This window comes from Trichocoleus sp. DQ-A2 (genome assembly GCF_039961915.1).
Lineage (GTDB): Bacteria > Cyanobacteriota > Cyanobacteriia > Cyanobacteriales > FACHB-T130 > FACHB-T130.
Window position 1 is genome coordinate 100,129 of record NZ_JAMPKD010000015.1, and the last position, 14,862, is coordinate 114,990.

The following is a 14,862-nucleotide window of genomic DNA, read 5'->3' on the forward strand; positions in this document are numbered from 1 at the left end:
GCTTCCCTCCCTCCTGGGACTCAAAATTCGTACCAAGACGGTAGCATAGTTGGGAAAACTGTAACAAATCTTTAATGAACTTAACGGCTGGAGCAGTCCTGAAGAACGGCAAATACGTCCTCGACGCCCCACTGGGTCAAGGTATCTTTGGGATCACCTACCGGGCGACTCATACTCAGTCGGGGAAAGCGGTCGTCATCAAAACCCTCAACGACAGTCTGCGGACTCATCCTGATTTTGAGCGGTTTGGGCAGCAATTTCTCACCCAGGCACGTCGCCTTGCTCGCTGCAAGCATCCTCACCTGGTTCGGGTTCTCGACTTGTTTGAGGAATCCCGGCGATGTTTCATCGTCATGGAGTTCATACCGGGGCAGACGCTGGCTGAATCGCTGCCAGCGGGTCAGATTTTGCCAGAAGCCCAAGCCCTTGGCTATATTCGTCAAATTGGCAGTGCCTTAACGGTTATCCACAAGACAGGGTTACTGCACCGAGATGTCAAACCCCAAAACATCATCCGGCATCAAGGAACTGATGATGTTGTGCTGATTGACGTTGGTTTTTGTGCTGAATTGACGGCGGGAGTGACGCAAACCCAAGCCAGTTTACTAAATCCCGGATATGCGCCAATCGAACAATATTTTTCCCAGGAAAAACTCACCCCAGCGACAGATGTCTATGCTTTAGCAGCAAGTTTGTATTGCTTGCTGACAGGTCAACCGCCGGTTCCGGCACCGCTACGAGATCGCATCCCTCTGCCAAATTTACGGGAAATTCAACCCAAACTCAGCCCGACTGCGATCGCTGCGATTTTGTGTGGCTTAGAAATCAAAGCCGAGAAGCGTCCCCAAAAAGTAGAAGATTGGCTCTCCCTGTTGCCAGCTAGTAAGGCTCCACAGGCTCCCCGCGCGACCCAAACGGCTCGTCGCCCTGTAATCCCCAAATCTCAGCCTGCCCCCCAAAAGCCGCAACCAGCCAGCAACACGAAACCGAAGATATCGCTTGCTAGCGGAGTGAACTGGAATCTTAGTCAGGATGTGAAGCGACCGGGCAAAACCCGCCCCTACAAAACTCAGCTAGCCAAAGTGAGTGCTGCCCCGAAAAAACTCAAAACAGCGATACGAGCAAACTTCCCGATTGCCTTTGCCAAACTGAAAATCTCGCTAGAGAGTTTCAAGATTCCAGAGGCGATGAATCGCGTCTCTACAAAGCTTGGCTCGTCAGCGAACCTTCCTAGCTTACAAAACTTAAAGTTTCCCAAACTGACACTAGGCAGAGGGTTGATGATGACCGCTGCGATCGCTACCTGTACGGGTGCTGGATTCGGCTTGGCAGTTCGCTTGAACGGAGCAATGGGACCGGGATCTTCTATCCTGCATACCGAACAATCCTTTCCACCCCGCGACGACTGGCCCATCTCAGACACCCCCGATCCCATGTCCAACGCTAACCTGCTATCACCCCCCGCTGCTGTTGTCGCACCCGTACCACCTTCCTCAGGTACACTGCCAAAGCCTAAGCTGTAACCTAGGCTGTATGTAGTATCGAGAGCAAGCAAGTTATAATTTGTTTCGGACGCACAAATAGATTTTTTCATGACAAATCCTGTAGTTCATGCCTTTTTTGTCGGCAGAGCGGTTGCAGAAGCTCTCAATGAACAGGTAGAAAACGCCGTCACCAATGCTCTCTCAGAACTCGGCAAATTTGATGCTGAACAACGAGAGTCTTTGCGGCACTTCACCTCACGAGTAGCCGAACGCTCTAACACCCAAGCTGAAACGGTGATGCGGGGGCGAACCACTACCAGCATTGTGCCTCAAGGCACCCAAACAACAGATTTGCAAGCGACGATTGATGAACTTCGGGCAGAAGTCGCTCGCTTTCGCGCCGAATTACAACGCTATCGCAGCAGCTCAGTATAAATTCTGAGAGCGCAGCGCTCTGTTCGCGTGCTGAGGGGGAATTCAGTTAAAAGTTCAGTTGTGAGTTGTTAGTTATCCAAAACTCACGCACTCAACTGCGATCGCGCCAACTACTTGAAAAAACAGACTTAGGAATCCGAGTGTCAGCCTATCCTAATGACTCTAAACTGAAGCGATACGCGGCTAGCACGCCGAGTGCCCAGCGTGCCGCTGATAAAGCCCGTAAGGATAAGGCTTATCGGTGGAACCGCGAACGTTACTCCCATCAACGGCGCTTCGTAGATATTTGGGGGTTTGTTTTAACCTTATTGTTTAAGCTCTGGCGCTACAACAAATCTTGGAGCTATCCGGGCGGAGTTACAGAGGAAAAACAAGCCCACAGACGCAGAGCACAAGCGATTTGGATTCGAGAGACGTTCTTAGACCTAGGGCCGACTTTTATTAAAGTTGGGCAGCTGTTCTCCACCCGTGCCGATTTATTCCCTGTGGAGTATGTGGAGGAACTTTCTAAGCTGCAAGACAAAGTGCCTGCTTTTAGCTACGAACAAGCTGAGGTGTTGATTGAGAAGGACTTCAGCAAGAAAGTTTCGCAGCTTTACCGCACTTTTGACCCGATTCCCCTGGCGGCTGCTAGCTTGGGACAGGTACATAAAGCAACTCTCCACAGCGGCGAAGAAGTCGTGGTCAAGGTACAACGACCCGGACTGCGGCAGCTGTTTACGGTTGATTTGCAAATTCTTAGAGGAATTGCCCGTTTCTTTCAAAACCATCCCGACTGGGGTCGGGGTCGTGACTGGCTGGGAATCTATGAGGAGTGCAGCCGAATTCTTTGGGAAGAAATTGATTACCTGAATGAAGGCAGCAATGCCGATACGTTTCGCCGCAACTTCCGCGCCTATGATTGGGTAAAAGTGCCGCGTGTCTACTGGCGATATACGTCGCCACGGGTTGTCACTCTTGAGTACATTCCGGGCATCAAAATTAGTCACTATGAAGCGCTAGAAGCAGCAGGGCTAGATCGAAAGGAACTGGCTCATCTGGGTGCTAAAGCTTACCTGCAACAATTGCTCAACGATGGCTTCTTCCACGCCGACCCGCATCCTGGCAATATCGCAGTCAGTCCCGAAGGTGCCCTAATTTTCTATGATTTCGGCATGATGGGGCGGATTAAGTCCAACATTCGCGAGCAACTAATGGAAACGCTGTTTGGCATTGCCCAAAAAGATGGCGACCGAGTGATGCATTCGCTCGTCGAAATGGGAGCGCTGGCAGCGGTTGATGATATGGGACCCGTACGGCGATCGATTCAGTATATGCTGGATCACTTTATGGACAAGCCGTTTGAAAACCAATCGGTGAGTCAGATTAGTGAAGACCTTTATGAAATTGCTTACGACCAACCTTTTCGGTTTCCGGCGACTTTTACCTTTGTGATGCGAGCCTTCTCAACTTTAGAAGGGGTTGGAAAAGGCTTAGACCCGGAATTTAACTTTATGGAGGTTGCAAAACCCTTTGCAATGCAGCTTATGGCAGATAGTAATGGCAGTAATAGTAGTAGTAGCTTCTTGAATGAATTAGGACGGCAAGCGGCTCAAGTTAGCAGTACGGCTTTGAGTTTGCCCAGGCGGATTGAGGATACGATTGAGAAATTAGAGCAGGGCGACCTGCGAATTCGAGTGCGCTCTATTGAGAGCGATCGCATTCTCCGGCGGATGAGTAGCATTCAGTTGGGAACTAACTATACTCTGCTCATCAGTGCTTTCACCCTATCAGCCACTATCCTCTTTGTTCAGGGTTATGTTGCGCTGGCAGTCGTGGTTGCTCTGGGGGCATCTGCCCTAGCTTTTGTCCTCATTCGCTTGCTCATGCGCCTCGACCGATTTGATCGGATGTTTTGATTCGGGTAAAGTAAAGTTGCTGTTGCCAGCAGACAATATATGATTCCTCGCTCCACGGGCCTCTCTGATGCGGGACTTCTTCGTTCCGTCAACCAAGATGACTACCATATCGACCCTGATGGGCGATTTTTTATAGTTGCTGATGGCATGGGAGGACATGCAGGAGGCCAGGAGGCAAGCCAAATCGCCACTCAGGCTATCTACACCTATCTAGATGAGCATTGGCATTCCGACGAGACTTGCCCAGCGTTATTAGAAAAAGCCTTCTTGGATGCAAATCAGGCGATTTTACAAGATCAAGCGAATCATCCAGAACGCTCAGATATGGGCACGACAGGCGTTGTAGTGATGTTTCGCCAACAGCAGCCTTGGGTCGCTCATGTGGGGGACTCTCGCCTTTATCGAATGCGAGGGGCAACTCTAGAGCAAATCACTGAGGATCATACTTGGGTGGCACGGGCGATGAAAGCCGGGGAGCTGACTTCCGAACAAGCTAAAATGCACCCGTGGCGTCACGTATTGTCTCAGTGTCTGGGTCGTAAAGATTTGCGTCTGATTGAGATCCAACCGCTGGATGTGCAAGCAGGCGACAGACTGCTGCTGTGTAGCGATGGACTTACAGAAGAACTCTCGGATCAGTTGATTGCAACTCACCTCAAGGTTACTTCCTTGGAAAAGGCAGCCGACGCCCTTGTCGAGTCCGCTAAAGATAAAGGGGGCAGAGACAATATTACAGTGGTGCTGGTAGCGATTGAGGGGGGCGACTGAGCAGGAATAGCGGTCAGGTGATTCCCCGTCCTTAAAAAACTCACGCCACCATCGCCTGCGGCTCCCTGCCCCTAATCCCCGCCAATGGGGATTAGCTGTCTCATTCCGTTGAGCGCTGAATAACTCGTTCGCAGAAAGGGAATAAGATCCTGGGTTTTTCAAATTTTTCCTGAATTAAACGAAATCCCTCTAGGTTAGACAAAACGTTAAGGGAATCAGATTCACAACTGAGCGATCGCATTTTAGACTTTAGACTTTAAACAGTCCTAGTAGCAATCCTTTATAGTCCCTTGAGACGTCTTCTTTTTCTCACGGAACGGTTTCCCCCAGATATTGGTGGGTTAGCGAGTAGCGCCGGACGCATCGCCGCTGCCCTCTGCCAGTTGGGTATTGAAGTAGACGTGGTGGCGTGGAGTCGTTACTTGCAACCGGGAGAAGTCCGGAGTTCAGATGTTGCCAGAGGGGGAGCAACCGGGCACGCTGAAAGTCAAGATTTCCAAACTATCAAACATCTCAAAGTCTATCGGGTGGGGCTATATCGCCACTGGGATATGACGATGCCCCATACGCTTAACGTCCTCGACTGGCTGCATCAGTGCCGTGGGTACGATGCTGTTTGGGGGCACTATGTCTTCCCCAGTGGGTTCTTAGCTACTTGGTTTGCAGCGACAAATGGCCTTCCCAGCACGGTAAGCGCCCGTGGGAATGATATCGATCGAGCCATGTTTCCACCGGGGGATTTTGCGCGACTGCAATGGACGTTGTTAAATGCCGGTTTGATTACGGCGGTGAGTGCTGATATGGCCCGAAAGATTCAGCTACTCGCCCAGGGGGATGATGTGATGGTTTTGAAAAATGGCGTCAACGAGCGGGTATTTTCGCCCCCCATTATTGGTGCAACTCATGAATCATCCCTTCTGAGAGCATCTTTAGGCATTGCTCCTGATGAAGCGGTACTGGGATTTTCCGGGGAATTACGAGAAAAGAAGGGGCAGCAGTTTCTTCTGAATGCCTTAACCACAGTCCGCGCCCAACGTCCTGCCTGTTTGTTAATTATCGGGGAAGTGCGGGCGTCCCAAGAAGCGGCACTACAACTCTATGCGACTCAGCATCCAGAAAACGCCAAGCGGGTTATTGTCACCGGACATTTAGCGAGTCCTGCGGCGGTAGCGGGGCATCTGCGGCTGTGTGATGTGTATCTGCAACCGTCGGTATGGGAGGGAATGCCGAATGCGCTGCTAGAAGCGATCGCCTGTGGTTGTTGCTGTATTGCTAGCGATGCGGGTGGGATTCCAGAGATCATTGAGCATGGAAAAAGTGGATTTTTGCTTCCTCGTTCCCAGTTACATCGACTGGGTGAGGCGGTGCTGGAGTGTTTAGATTTAGAGCCAAGTGCTAGGCGTCAGATTGGGATGGCAGGGCGCGATCGCATTCTCGCTGAATTTTCTCTAAAACATGAAAATCAGCGGCTTCAGACTGTTATCGATCGTTTAATCCCAATTTCCTCATAAGCTGCCACCAAAGCATCACCCGCGTGTTTCCACGTGTAATAATTTTCGATCTGCTGACGGGCATTCCTCGCCAAATTTCTTGCCAATTCTGGTTCTGTTTTCAACCTGAGTAAAGCATCTTTAATTGCCTTTGCAGAACCCGGTTTCACGAGCAGAAAATGCACCCCATCCTCACCCAATTCTCTCGCTACTGGTAAATCGCTAGCAATCACCGGCGTACCTGTCGCCATTCCTTCCAAAATCTTTAAAGGACAACAACCCTGAACCAGATTTCGGTCATTGGGCGTCAACGGAGCCAAAATTACATCAGATGCATGAATTTTTTGGACGAGTTCCGCTTGCGATACAGGGTCTAAAATCGTGAGAGACTCTGCTACTCCTAGTTTTAAAGCTAGCTGTTTTAAGGCTAAAATCTGAAAGTCGCGACCTTGTCCAATGACTGTTAATTGAGTAGGAAAATCCCGGTCAGCAAGTGCCAGTGCTTCAACAGCAAGATTAATCCCTTGCCAAGGGGAAAATGTCCCAAAATATAACACCTGAAATCGAGGCTGAGTCTTTATTGAATCATTTTCAATCTGTAGGGGTGGCGTTTCCTTGTCCTGATAGGGAAGATTTGGATACTCGACATCCCTAAACTTTGAAAGACGATAAGTAAATATATCTAAATCAACTCCATTGGGAATGACGCGGATTTTTGATCCAGGAACTCCTCTTGTTTGGAGATAGTCTCTGGTTACGGAACTAGGCGTTAAAATTAAATCTGATGCTTCTAAACAAATTTTTTCTTGTGCCTTTAATTTGTGCAATAATTCCCGATCTTCTGCCACTGCTGGATAGCGATATTTGAGTTCAATGGATGGCAATCCATTAACTTCAAAAATTAAATACTTACATAATTTTTCTTTGCTCAGGGCAATGGGAAATCCTTCATAAATAGAACGGATATGCACTGTCTCAAACCACTGATTCTGCCACCAATTGCCCAGCATCGTGCGAAAATAAAGCACTCGATTAATTAACGTATCTCCTAGCGCAGGTAACATGGATTGGATAACATGGGGTGATTCCCTCTGATTTACTGCGTAGGCTGTCGGGGAAACTGTCACTAGCTGAATGTCGCCAAAAGCATCTGCCAAAGCTTGAGTAAAAGCAGAAATATGAATTGCGGCTCCCTTGGGCGCTGGTACGGTATCAAAAGAAACGTAAACTATTCTAGAATCGTTCATCAACTAAACTATGACTCAATTTTGCCCTAAGATTCTAACTTTTTGTAACGATAATTCCCACTTCCGAGAACGTATCTGTTATCAAAGCGTTTGAGTGTGATTTTAGGTAAGCGATCGCTACCTTCCGTAATTCCCGATTCATTGATATTGAATTTTTATTACAAATGTCAATAAATTTAGAAACCTTTCGCAAATCTCTGACTTATTCGGTGACGGCTGCTGTTTCTGATATTGTCAAAGACTTAAGGGAAATGGCAACCCTAGATAGAGCCTCGGAGGCAAAGCAAACAGAGTTTGGAAGTTTAGCAACCAAATGTGTTATTGGTGCGATTACTTCAATTGTTATAGCGTTCATTTTAATGATAGTTGTAGGAGAGATGGGAGATGGGCTTCAATTATTTGGAAATATTGTAACTATTTTATTATTGTTTGTTGGATTAGGATGTACGATCGTAGCGATTTATGCAGGAATAAGGAGGAGTAAATATAGCCGATTAAATTTACCAAATCATCGCTATGCATTAACGGAAAAAATTTTGGAAATGCTGGAGCGAGATATGGATAAGGAAGCTAAGGTCAGTGTTCATTTAGATCTCAGTCCAGCCCATCAAAAATCTAAGCAGATTAAAACAGTTGCCCATCCCTCGAAATCAGGATTTAAAATAGATATTTTCCAAGATGATTGGCTAAAAATGGAAGGACAATTTTTAGATAAAACTCGTTTTGTATTAACAACTTCTGAGCTAAATCAGACCGCTTATGGATGGAAAACTTCTAGAAGCGGCAAATCAAAATACAAAACGAAATCGAAAGCCAAGGGATTAGATATCAGTCTGGATTTAACTTATCCGCAACGACGGTACGGGGCAATCAAAGTTCTGAACAATGAAGCTGTGAATGCAGTAAAAATTCCAAAACTGACTAAGGTAAAACGGATGAGAGTGACGGATAAGGGAATAAACTTAGTCGTGAAAATGCCACCTTCGATGCCTTGGAACGAAGAAACATTGTATCAAACTATCACGATGATGTTTCTCAGCCTGTATCAAGTTCTAAATTTAGCTCGGATGTTATCTAAGGCAAAGTAAGTAAAAGTAAAAACATATTTAGTCTGTTTGCAAAAATCCGGAACATTAATTATGCAAACTGTTACTAAATAAAGAAAGGATTTTGGTGGAAACTTGAACAATGAATAACATGAATAAAACATTTTTTTCCGGCTTAGCTTTGGCAGCGGTAATCCTGCTAGGTTCTTGTAGTAATTCTGTTAAGCGGGCACCAGAAGTATCTACAACATCTAACCCGCAAACATCTCCAATTGCCCAAAATAATCCGTCAGCGGTGGCGACTAATACCGAGAAGATAAAATTTAAACAAGAGGGGGGTGCGGAAGATTTTGCCTTGAAACCAGAGGCGGATGGGGCTAAATACCTTGATGGGAAAGACAAAGAGTTAGCTCGATTTAATGTTGATGGTGGGGGGAAAGTAAAAATCAAGAATCCTGCCGATAAAGTTTTAGGCTACGTTGTAACCAAAGAGGGTTACTGGAAGATTGAGGATGCAGATCAAACAAAAGAATTGTATGTTTTGCGAAGACAGAATGATGGAGATTACAAGTTAGAAGATGCGACAGATAAAGAAATTTACAGAATTAAAGCGCGAGATTACGGTTTTGAGGTTGAGTCACCGGATAAACAGTCGCTTTACAAGGTGAAAGTAAAGAATGGTAAAACTTCTCTGATCAATGCAGCCGACAAACCAGTTTTTTCTACAAAATCTCAGGTAAGCCCAATTGCGATCGCTAGCTTCGGATTCGACGTTTTAAGCAAAGAACAACAAGCCGCTTTAGCTTATGCAGTTAATCGTTCGGGAGGGAAATAATCCTTGCAAATTCAACTGAGTTGGATAGATCTAGCCACCGGCGAAAGACGAGAACCCATGTTAGAAACGCCTGTCGCCTTGGGTCGAGAATTTGCCTCAATGCCGCAGGAAATTGATGGTAATCGGGTTGCTAGAATTGTGCTAGCCAACGAGCAAGTGGCTGAATACCATGCTCTAATTGATGTAGCGAATGGCGAGTTAATCGTAGTCGATCAAAATAGCAGTACTGGCACCTTAATTAACAGCGTCCGGTTGCCCAGTAGTACGCTAATAGATGGCGATCGCTTGCAAATTGGCCCCTACGAAATTCAACTCAATCCCAGCAGCAGTCAGGCTACCAGTTCATCGGGGATGGCTGCAAGTGGAGAATGCGATCGCATGGTGGGATTTCTCTTCAAACGTCGCTGCGGACGCACTACAAACATTGGCTGTCCTTATTGTAGTTACCCAGATAATAACCCCTATTACTACGATTATTCCTATTACTCTGGATATGGTAACTACAATCGCGGTTATTGGGGCAGCAACTACTATGACAACCGCGATCGCTATGATTATGACCCGGAAACTGGCAATGTCGATTTCACCGAAGCAGACAATATGAGTCTAGAAGGAGAAATGGATGCCGATTTTGAGATGGATATGGGGGCAAGTTAAATTTTTAACGCAGAAGTACGCCAAGGATAACGCAAAGGAACGCTAAGAAAAAAGGATTCCTTAGCGTTCCTTTGCGTTTACCTTTGTATTCTTTGCGTTGAAAACTCCGAAAATGTCAACTTGGTTAATTTATGCTTTGGGAGGCGGTTGGGGACATCTTACCCGTAGCTTATCTCTCGGACGAATGGCTACCCGTTACCATAACGTCAAAATTCTTACGAATAGCCCTTATGCAACTTACTTGCGCGGGGAAGATTGCGATGTGCAAATCATTGCACCTGACGCTGGTTTTGGGGCGACTTGCGAACAAGTGCGGGATGTTTTATTAAACACCCGGTACGACTGTTTAATTGTCGATACTTTTCCTCGCGGGTTGGGTGGTGAGTTGGCAGATATTTTGCCCCAGTTAAAACACATCCCCCGAATTTTAATTCACCGCGATATCAGCCCAGTTTATATTCACCGCTTCGCGTTGCGCTCTTTTGTTAAAGAAAACTTCGATGCGATTATTGTGCCGGGAGAAGGAGAAGATTCACTGCTAGCAGATTTACCAATTGTGCGTTACACCAGTCCCTGGCTAATTCGCAATGCTGAGGAACTGCCAGATAGAATGAAGGCGCGATCGCTACTAGGTTTTGATGCATTGTGTCATAAACCTGGCAACTGTAAATCGCAGCTATACAAACAAAGTCCACCTGCGGGGGTTAGAAAAAAGATTATCCTCGTCTGTGCCGCCGGACAAGCTTCCGAATTATCTTTCTTTAGTCAGTTATCAACTTACCTGAATGCAGCGTTTCCAGACGCAGCGGTGCGTGTCTTAGCACCTGTCTGTCCAGATGGATGTCCGCCGCAGTTGTGGGTGTCTCACTCGCCAGGAATCGAATGCCTCCTAGCGGCTGATGTCGTTGTCGGCGGCGCTGGTTATAACACGGTTTATGAATGTGCTGCGGTGGGCGTCCCGTTAGTCGCTTTTGCCTTTAAGCGACTATATGACCGTCAAAAAGTTAGGGCTTTACGATGCGCCTACTGTGTTGAAGAGATTGAGGACGCGATCGCAACTGTGGCAATGCTGCAAAATCAGGTATCTAGTCGCCCTTTAGATTATCGCCCTCTCGATTATCCGAATGGTGCTGTGGAAGCAGTTCGGCTAATTGAGCAATTTACCTAAACGCACAGATTTTCATTATAAAAAAATACCATAAAAAAATGATTTATACAAGCTGTTTCAGAAATTCAAAGCCAAAAAAAGCTTCGTAAAAAGATGATTAAAGTTCATTTTTAAGTAAGATCCAGTTCTGTTTGCCATAACCCGATGATGAAGCTACTCAGTATCGCTGTACACCTTTTTTTGATAAACCTTAAGTTAGATGAAGTTTCTGGCAGTTGTAGCAAACTGGGTAATAAATAACCATAAACCATTAACAACCATGAAAACTAACGAAGCAACCAATCGTGGGGCTGCTACTGAGCAAGGTGAAGCCAAACAGGAGCTGAATCAAAAAACCTCTAAGCAATTTATTATCAGTACGACGATCGGAGTATTAACAATTCTCGGTGTTGCAGCAAGTTATTATTTCGGATTGATCGGTTCTTAATGCGATTGAGGAAGGCCGATTAAATAGATTAAACTCATTCACATTTTGCTGGGGGCATGGCATTTTCTAGAGGCATGGTAGTGCCATGCCCCTACGCAAGAATGGGAGGTTAATCAATCTCCCTTTTTTTATTCAATGGAAGCACTTGTTGCTTCTCGTTCCAGGCTTAGCTTGGGAACGAGCAAATTAGCCGCAGCTTTCCAACTCGCTAAATCGGCAAAAGAGCGATCGCGATAAACTCCATATCGCTCTTGCTTATTGCGAATCCGAGTCGGGAGTTCCGGCAAAATTCCGAAATTAGGTGGCATTGGTTGAAAATGCTTTGATGACGCCGAACTAATAAATTCAAACAACGCCCCCATCATCGTCGTTCCTGGTAGCGTTAGCGGATCTTTGCCCAAAGCCAGCCGCGCCGCATTCGTCCCTGCCAGCCAGCCACCCGCCGCCGCTGCTGTATAGCCCTCAGTCCCCACCAATTGCCCCGCCGCAAGCAACGTGGCGCGTTTGTGGAATTGCAAAGAAGGCTTTAACAGTTGGGGCGCATTAATAAACGTGTTGCGGTGCATCACACCCAGCCGCACAAACTCAGCATTTTCCAACCCTGGAATCAACCCAAACACTCTCTTTTGTTCGCCCCAGCGCAAATTCGTCTGAAATCCGACTAGATTCCACAACTGTCCCGCCTTATCTTCTTGGCGCAACTGCACCACCGCATAAGGACGTTGCGACTGATTTTCTGGGGCGCGGAAATCCCCTTTGCGGGCATCAAACAAGCCCACCGGCTTCAACGGGCCATAACGCATCGTATCTTCCCCCCGCTGCGCCAGTTCTTCAATCGGCAGACAAGCTTCAAAAAACTTAGCCGTTTCCCGCTCAAAGTCTTTCAGTTCCGTTTGTTCAGCCTTACAAAGTTCCTGCCTAAAGTGGAGATATTGCTCCCGATTCATCGGGCAATTGAGATAAGCCGCATCTCCCTTGTCGTAACGAGAAGCCAAGAAAGCCACATCCCGGTTAATCGATTCTCCCACCACAATCGGGCTGGCGGCATCGAAAAAGCTCATGTATTCCATACCCGTGAACTGCTGCAAATCTTCAGCCAAATCGGGACTGGTTAGCGGGCCACTGGTGAGGACGACAATGCCTTCTGTGGGGATTTGGCGCAATTCACCGCGTCGTAACTCAATTAGGGGATGATTCGCGAGGATTTCTGTCAATTCGCGGCTAAATACGCCCCTATCCACCGCCAAGGCACCCCCAGCGGGAACCGCGTGTTCGTCGGCTTTACTAATAATCATTGAGCCAAGACGACGCAATTCTTCATGCAAAAGACCGGCTGCGCGATCGCTCGACATTGCTCCAAAGGAATTACTGCACACCAGTTCTGCCAGGTGTTCGGAGTGATGGGCGGGGCTAAACCGCAGCGGTCGCATTTCGTGCAGCACTACCGGCACACCCGCATTCGCAATTTGCCACGCCGCTTCCGTCCCCGCTAAACCACCACCTATCACCTGAATCGGCTGTTTTTCCATTGTTCTTATTCCTTTGCGAATGGCTAATGAGAGTGATGAGTTCCAAGAAAATTCTTGGATTCACAACTCATAACTCAGACACGATTAATCGCGTCTCCCCTTAAAACTTTTTACCAATGCCCAATTACCTTTTACTCAATTATCTGAATCAAACCTTCAACAACTGCGCGAGATTTCCTGGCACTGGCAATAGAATGCTCACTAAAAGCGCCAAAACTAACAATCCCCAGAAATCGCGCTTGTTGTCAAGTTCGCTCACATCATTCAGCGCCGGTTCATCAGAAACTGGCATCAAGAATAAGAATATTGCCCAAATAAACAAATCTGGCTGAACTAAAGACAATCCCAGCATCAGCAGTCTGCTAATTTGACCAATCATCGCCCCATTTCGTTGCCCAAACATGGCATGGACAATGTGACCGCCATCCAGATGTCCTACCGGCATCAACTTAAACGCTGTCCAGATAAAACCGATATAAGCCGCCACTCCCACTGGGTGAAGCTTGATTGCCGTGTTTGCTGTCAGTTCAGATCCCAGGGCCCCTTTACTTAGCAAAGTTAATAACAGGGAAAACCGGGGATTCAAAGAAGTGAAGTTTAAGATACTCGACTGCTCCGACACAGCAACCACATCCGAGTGCGCTAATCCCCAAAACAATAGCGGTAACGTCACCAAAAAACCAGCAACGGAACTAGCAATGCCCAAATCGAATAACGCTTTGCGACTGGGTACGGGCGATCGCCGCCCAATGAACGCTCCAAATGTGCCCAAGAAAAAAGGAACGGGGATAAAGTAAGGCAGCGTGGTGCGAATTTTGTAATATTGGGCACTCAGGTAATGACCGAGTTCGTGGATGCCTAAGATAGCCACCAATGCCAAAGCATAGGGCAGTCCTTTTAACAGCAAAGCTGGGTTAGATTGCAGTGCGGCGTTAGAAACTTCTGAAATTTCCACCCCGACTAAAGTAGTGGTAAACAAAGTTACGAGCAGCAGCCCTAAGGCTAAAGCCGGTCGTTTTAAAGGTTCGGTTTGCTGCTGTGCCTGCGAGTGAGCTTGGGGATTGGGAACCAGCGCAAAGAACGGACTCCCATTCAAACCTTCTTGAAAGACAACAAAGAAGCGATCGCCAAATAATTTCTCAATATTCTCCCGAATTGTCTGGTACGCCACCTCCGGATTCGTTCGCAACTTCCCGCGACAAATCACCGCTTGGGGTCGGTAATCGATGTTTTGGAGGTAATAGATAGACCAGGGAAAGCAATTGCGAAGATTTGTTTCCTCCGTTTTATCAATCGGACGGACGGTACTCCCTGCATCGCCCGCAGAAACAGGCTGTACCTCAGATGGATTCTGAGCTTGTTCCGCCACCATTTCTTGCGGTTTTGGCGGCGGGGTAAAATCTCGACGCCCCCACTGAATCAGCAGCCAGTACAATATCGGGCAAATGATAAACGGGGCAATCTCCAAAGCTGGCGGCATTCGCTTATCTTCACCGTAGACCAAAATCCAGGCACTCCAAATGAATGCCGGTGTCATCATCACCATCCACAAAAGCCAGATTGGGGTTCGGGTGATGCTGGCAACACTGCGCTTCACGATGAAGTAAGTAAACAGTCCTAGTAACAGTAGGAGCAACCAGAGTTCCATGATCTAAATCTGAATTGGTCTACAGGAGAATTAACTGGCTAGCAATTAGCCATTCCAGATTGGCAATTAACGTGCCAGCCAATTGCTTAAAAGAGCAAAGTGCAAGCAGATTCTCCAGAATACAGCGCCACCATCCCGACTTATAACCCCTCGAAGGAACAGCCGCATCCAGCACGTAAAACTTCAACTGGCTGTTCTTATCCTTAACACCATTTGTGCATCTCCACCCA

At 47.2% G+C, this 14,862-nt stretch carries 14 protein-coding genes; 10 read left to right on the forward strand and 4 right to left on the reverse strand.

What is annotated here, in order from left to right; translation table 11 throughout:
• Nucleotides 1-74: 74 nt before the first annotated feature.
• From NC997_RS16590 to NC997_RS16610, 5 genes are all read left to right on the forward strand, one after another.
• Nucleotides 75-1,523 (forward strand): serine/threonine-protein kinase, encoded by a 1,449-nt coding sequence (locus NC997_RS16590; protein WP_190526280.1) that lies wholly within the window; start codon nucleotides 75-77, stop codon nucleotides 1,521-1,523.
• 69 nt (nucleotides 1,524-1,592) lie between these two features.
• On the forward strand, nucleotides 1,593-1,919 hold the full coding sequence (locus NC997_RS16595) for a DUF6825 family protein (protein WP_190526283.1): 327 nt from the start codon (nucleotides 1,593-1,595) through the stop codon (nucleotides 1,917-1,919).
• A gap of 140 nt (nucleotides 1,920-2,059) precedes the next feature.
• Nucleotides 2,060-3,817 (forward strand): AarF/UbiB family protein, encoded by a 1,758-nt coding sequence (locus NC997_RS16600; RefSeq protein ID WP_190526367.1) that lies wholly within the window; start codon nucleotides 2,060-2,062, stop codon nucleotides 3,815-3,817.
• A gap of 39 nt (nucleotides 3,818-3,856) precedes the next feature.
• A complete protein-coding gene (locus NC997_RS16605) occupies nucleotides 3,857-4,585 on the forward strand; it encodes a PP2C family serine/threonine-protein phosphatase (RefSeq protein WP_190414405.1) in 729 nt (242 codons plus the stop codon).
• Nucleotides 4,586-4,875: 290 nt separating this feature from the next.
• Nucleotides 4,876-6,096 (forward strand): glycosyltransferase, encoded by a 1,221-nt coding sequence (locus NC997_RS16610; RefSeq protein ID WP_190526285.1) that lies wholly within the window; start codon nucleotides 4,876-4,878, stop codon nucleotides 6,094-6,096.
• Here the strand turns inward: NC997_RS16610 and NC997_RS16615 are convergent.
• The gene (locus NC997_RS16615) at nucleotides 6,057-7,322 is read right to left on the reverse strand and encodes a glycosyltransferase family 4 protein (RefSeq protein ID WP_190526287.1); all 1,266 of its coding nucleotides are present in this window, start codon (nucleotides 7,320-7,322) and stop codon (nucleotides 6,057-6,059) included. The genes NC997_RS16610 and NC997_RS16615 overlap by 40 nt on opposite strands.
• A 164-nt stretch (nucleotides 7,323-7,486) precedes the next feature.
• Between NC997_RS16615 and NC997_RS16620 the strand changes: the two genes are divergently transcribed.
• The 5 genes from NC997_RS16620 to NC997_RS16640 all read left to right on the forward strand — a co-directional run bounded on the left by NC997_RS16620 (nucleotide 7,487) and on the right by NC997_RS16640 (nucleotide 11,455).
• On the forward strand, nucleotides 7,487-8,410 hold the full coding sequence (locus NC997_RS16620) for a hypothetical protein (RefSeq protein ID WP_190526289.1): 924 nt from the start codon (nucleotides 7,487-7,489) through the stop codon (nucleotides 8,408-8,410).
• A gap of 100 nt (nucleotides 8,411-8,510) precedes the next feature.
• On the forward strand, nucleotides 8,511-9,203 hold the full coding sequence (locus NC997_RS16625; protein WP_348257807.1) for a hypothetical protein: 693 nt from the start codon (nucleotides 8,511-8,513) through the stop codon (nucleotides 9,201-9,203).
• Nucleotides 9,204-9,206: 3 nt separating this feature from the next.
• Nucleotides 9,207-9,860: an FHA domain-containing protein gene (locus NC997_RS16630; protein WP_190526294.1), complete on the forward strand. Its 654-nt coding sequence runs from the start codon at nucleotides 9,207-9,209 to the stop codon at nucleotides 9,858-9,860.
• 112 nt (nucleotides 9,861-9,972) lie between these two features.
• Nucleotides 9,973-11,028 (forward strand): UDP-N-acetylglucosamine--LPS N-acetylglucosamine transferase, encoded by a 1,056-nt coding sequence (locus NC997_RS16635; RefSeq protein WP_190526296.1) that lies wholly within the window; start codon nucleotides 9,973-9,975, stop codon nucleotides 11,026-11,028.
• Nucleotides 11,029-11,287: 259 nt separating this feature from the next.
• Entirely contained in the window at nucleotides 11,288-11,455 is a 168-nt protein-coding gene (locus NC997_RS16640; RefSeq protein ID WP_348257808.1) for a hypothetical protein, read from the forward strand.
• A 128-nt stretch (nucleotides 11,456-11,583) separates the two neighbouring features.
• On the opposite strand, the gene trmFO is transcribed toward NC997_RS16640, so the two are convergent.
• The 3 genes from trmFO to NC997_RS16655 all read right to left on the reverse strand — a co-directional run bounded on the left by trmFO (nucleotide 11,584) and on the right by NC997_RS16655 (nucleotide 14,819).
• On the reverse strand, nucleotides 11,584-12,984 hold the full coding sequence (gene trmFO / locus NC997_RS16645) for an FADH(2)-oxidizing methylenetetrahydrofolate--tRNA-(uracil(54)-C(5))-methyltransferase TrmFO (protein ID WP_190526298.1): 1,401 nt from the start codon (nucleotides 12,982-12,984) through the stop codon (nucleotides 11,584-11,586).
• A gap of 148 nt (nucleotides 12,985-13,132) precedes the next feature.
• A complete protein-coding gene (locus NC997_RS16650) occupies nucleotides 13,133-14,632 on the reverse strand; it encodes a site-2 protease family protein (RefSeq protein WP_190433340.1) in 1,500 nt (499 codons plus the stop codon).
• Nucleotides 14,633-14,651: 19 nt separating this feature from the next.
• Entirely contained in the window at nucleotides 14,652-14,819 is a 168-nt protein-coding gene (locus NC997_RS16655) for a hypothetical protein (protein ID WP_190526300.1), read from the reverse strand.
• Nucleotides 14,820-14,862 lie beyond the last annotated feature (43 nt).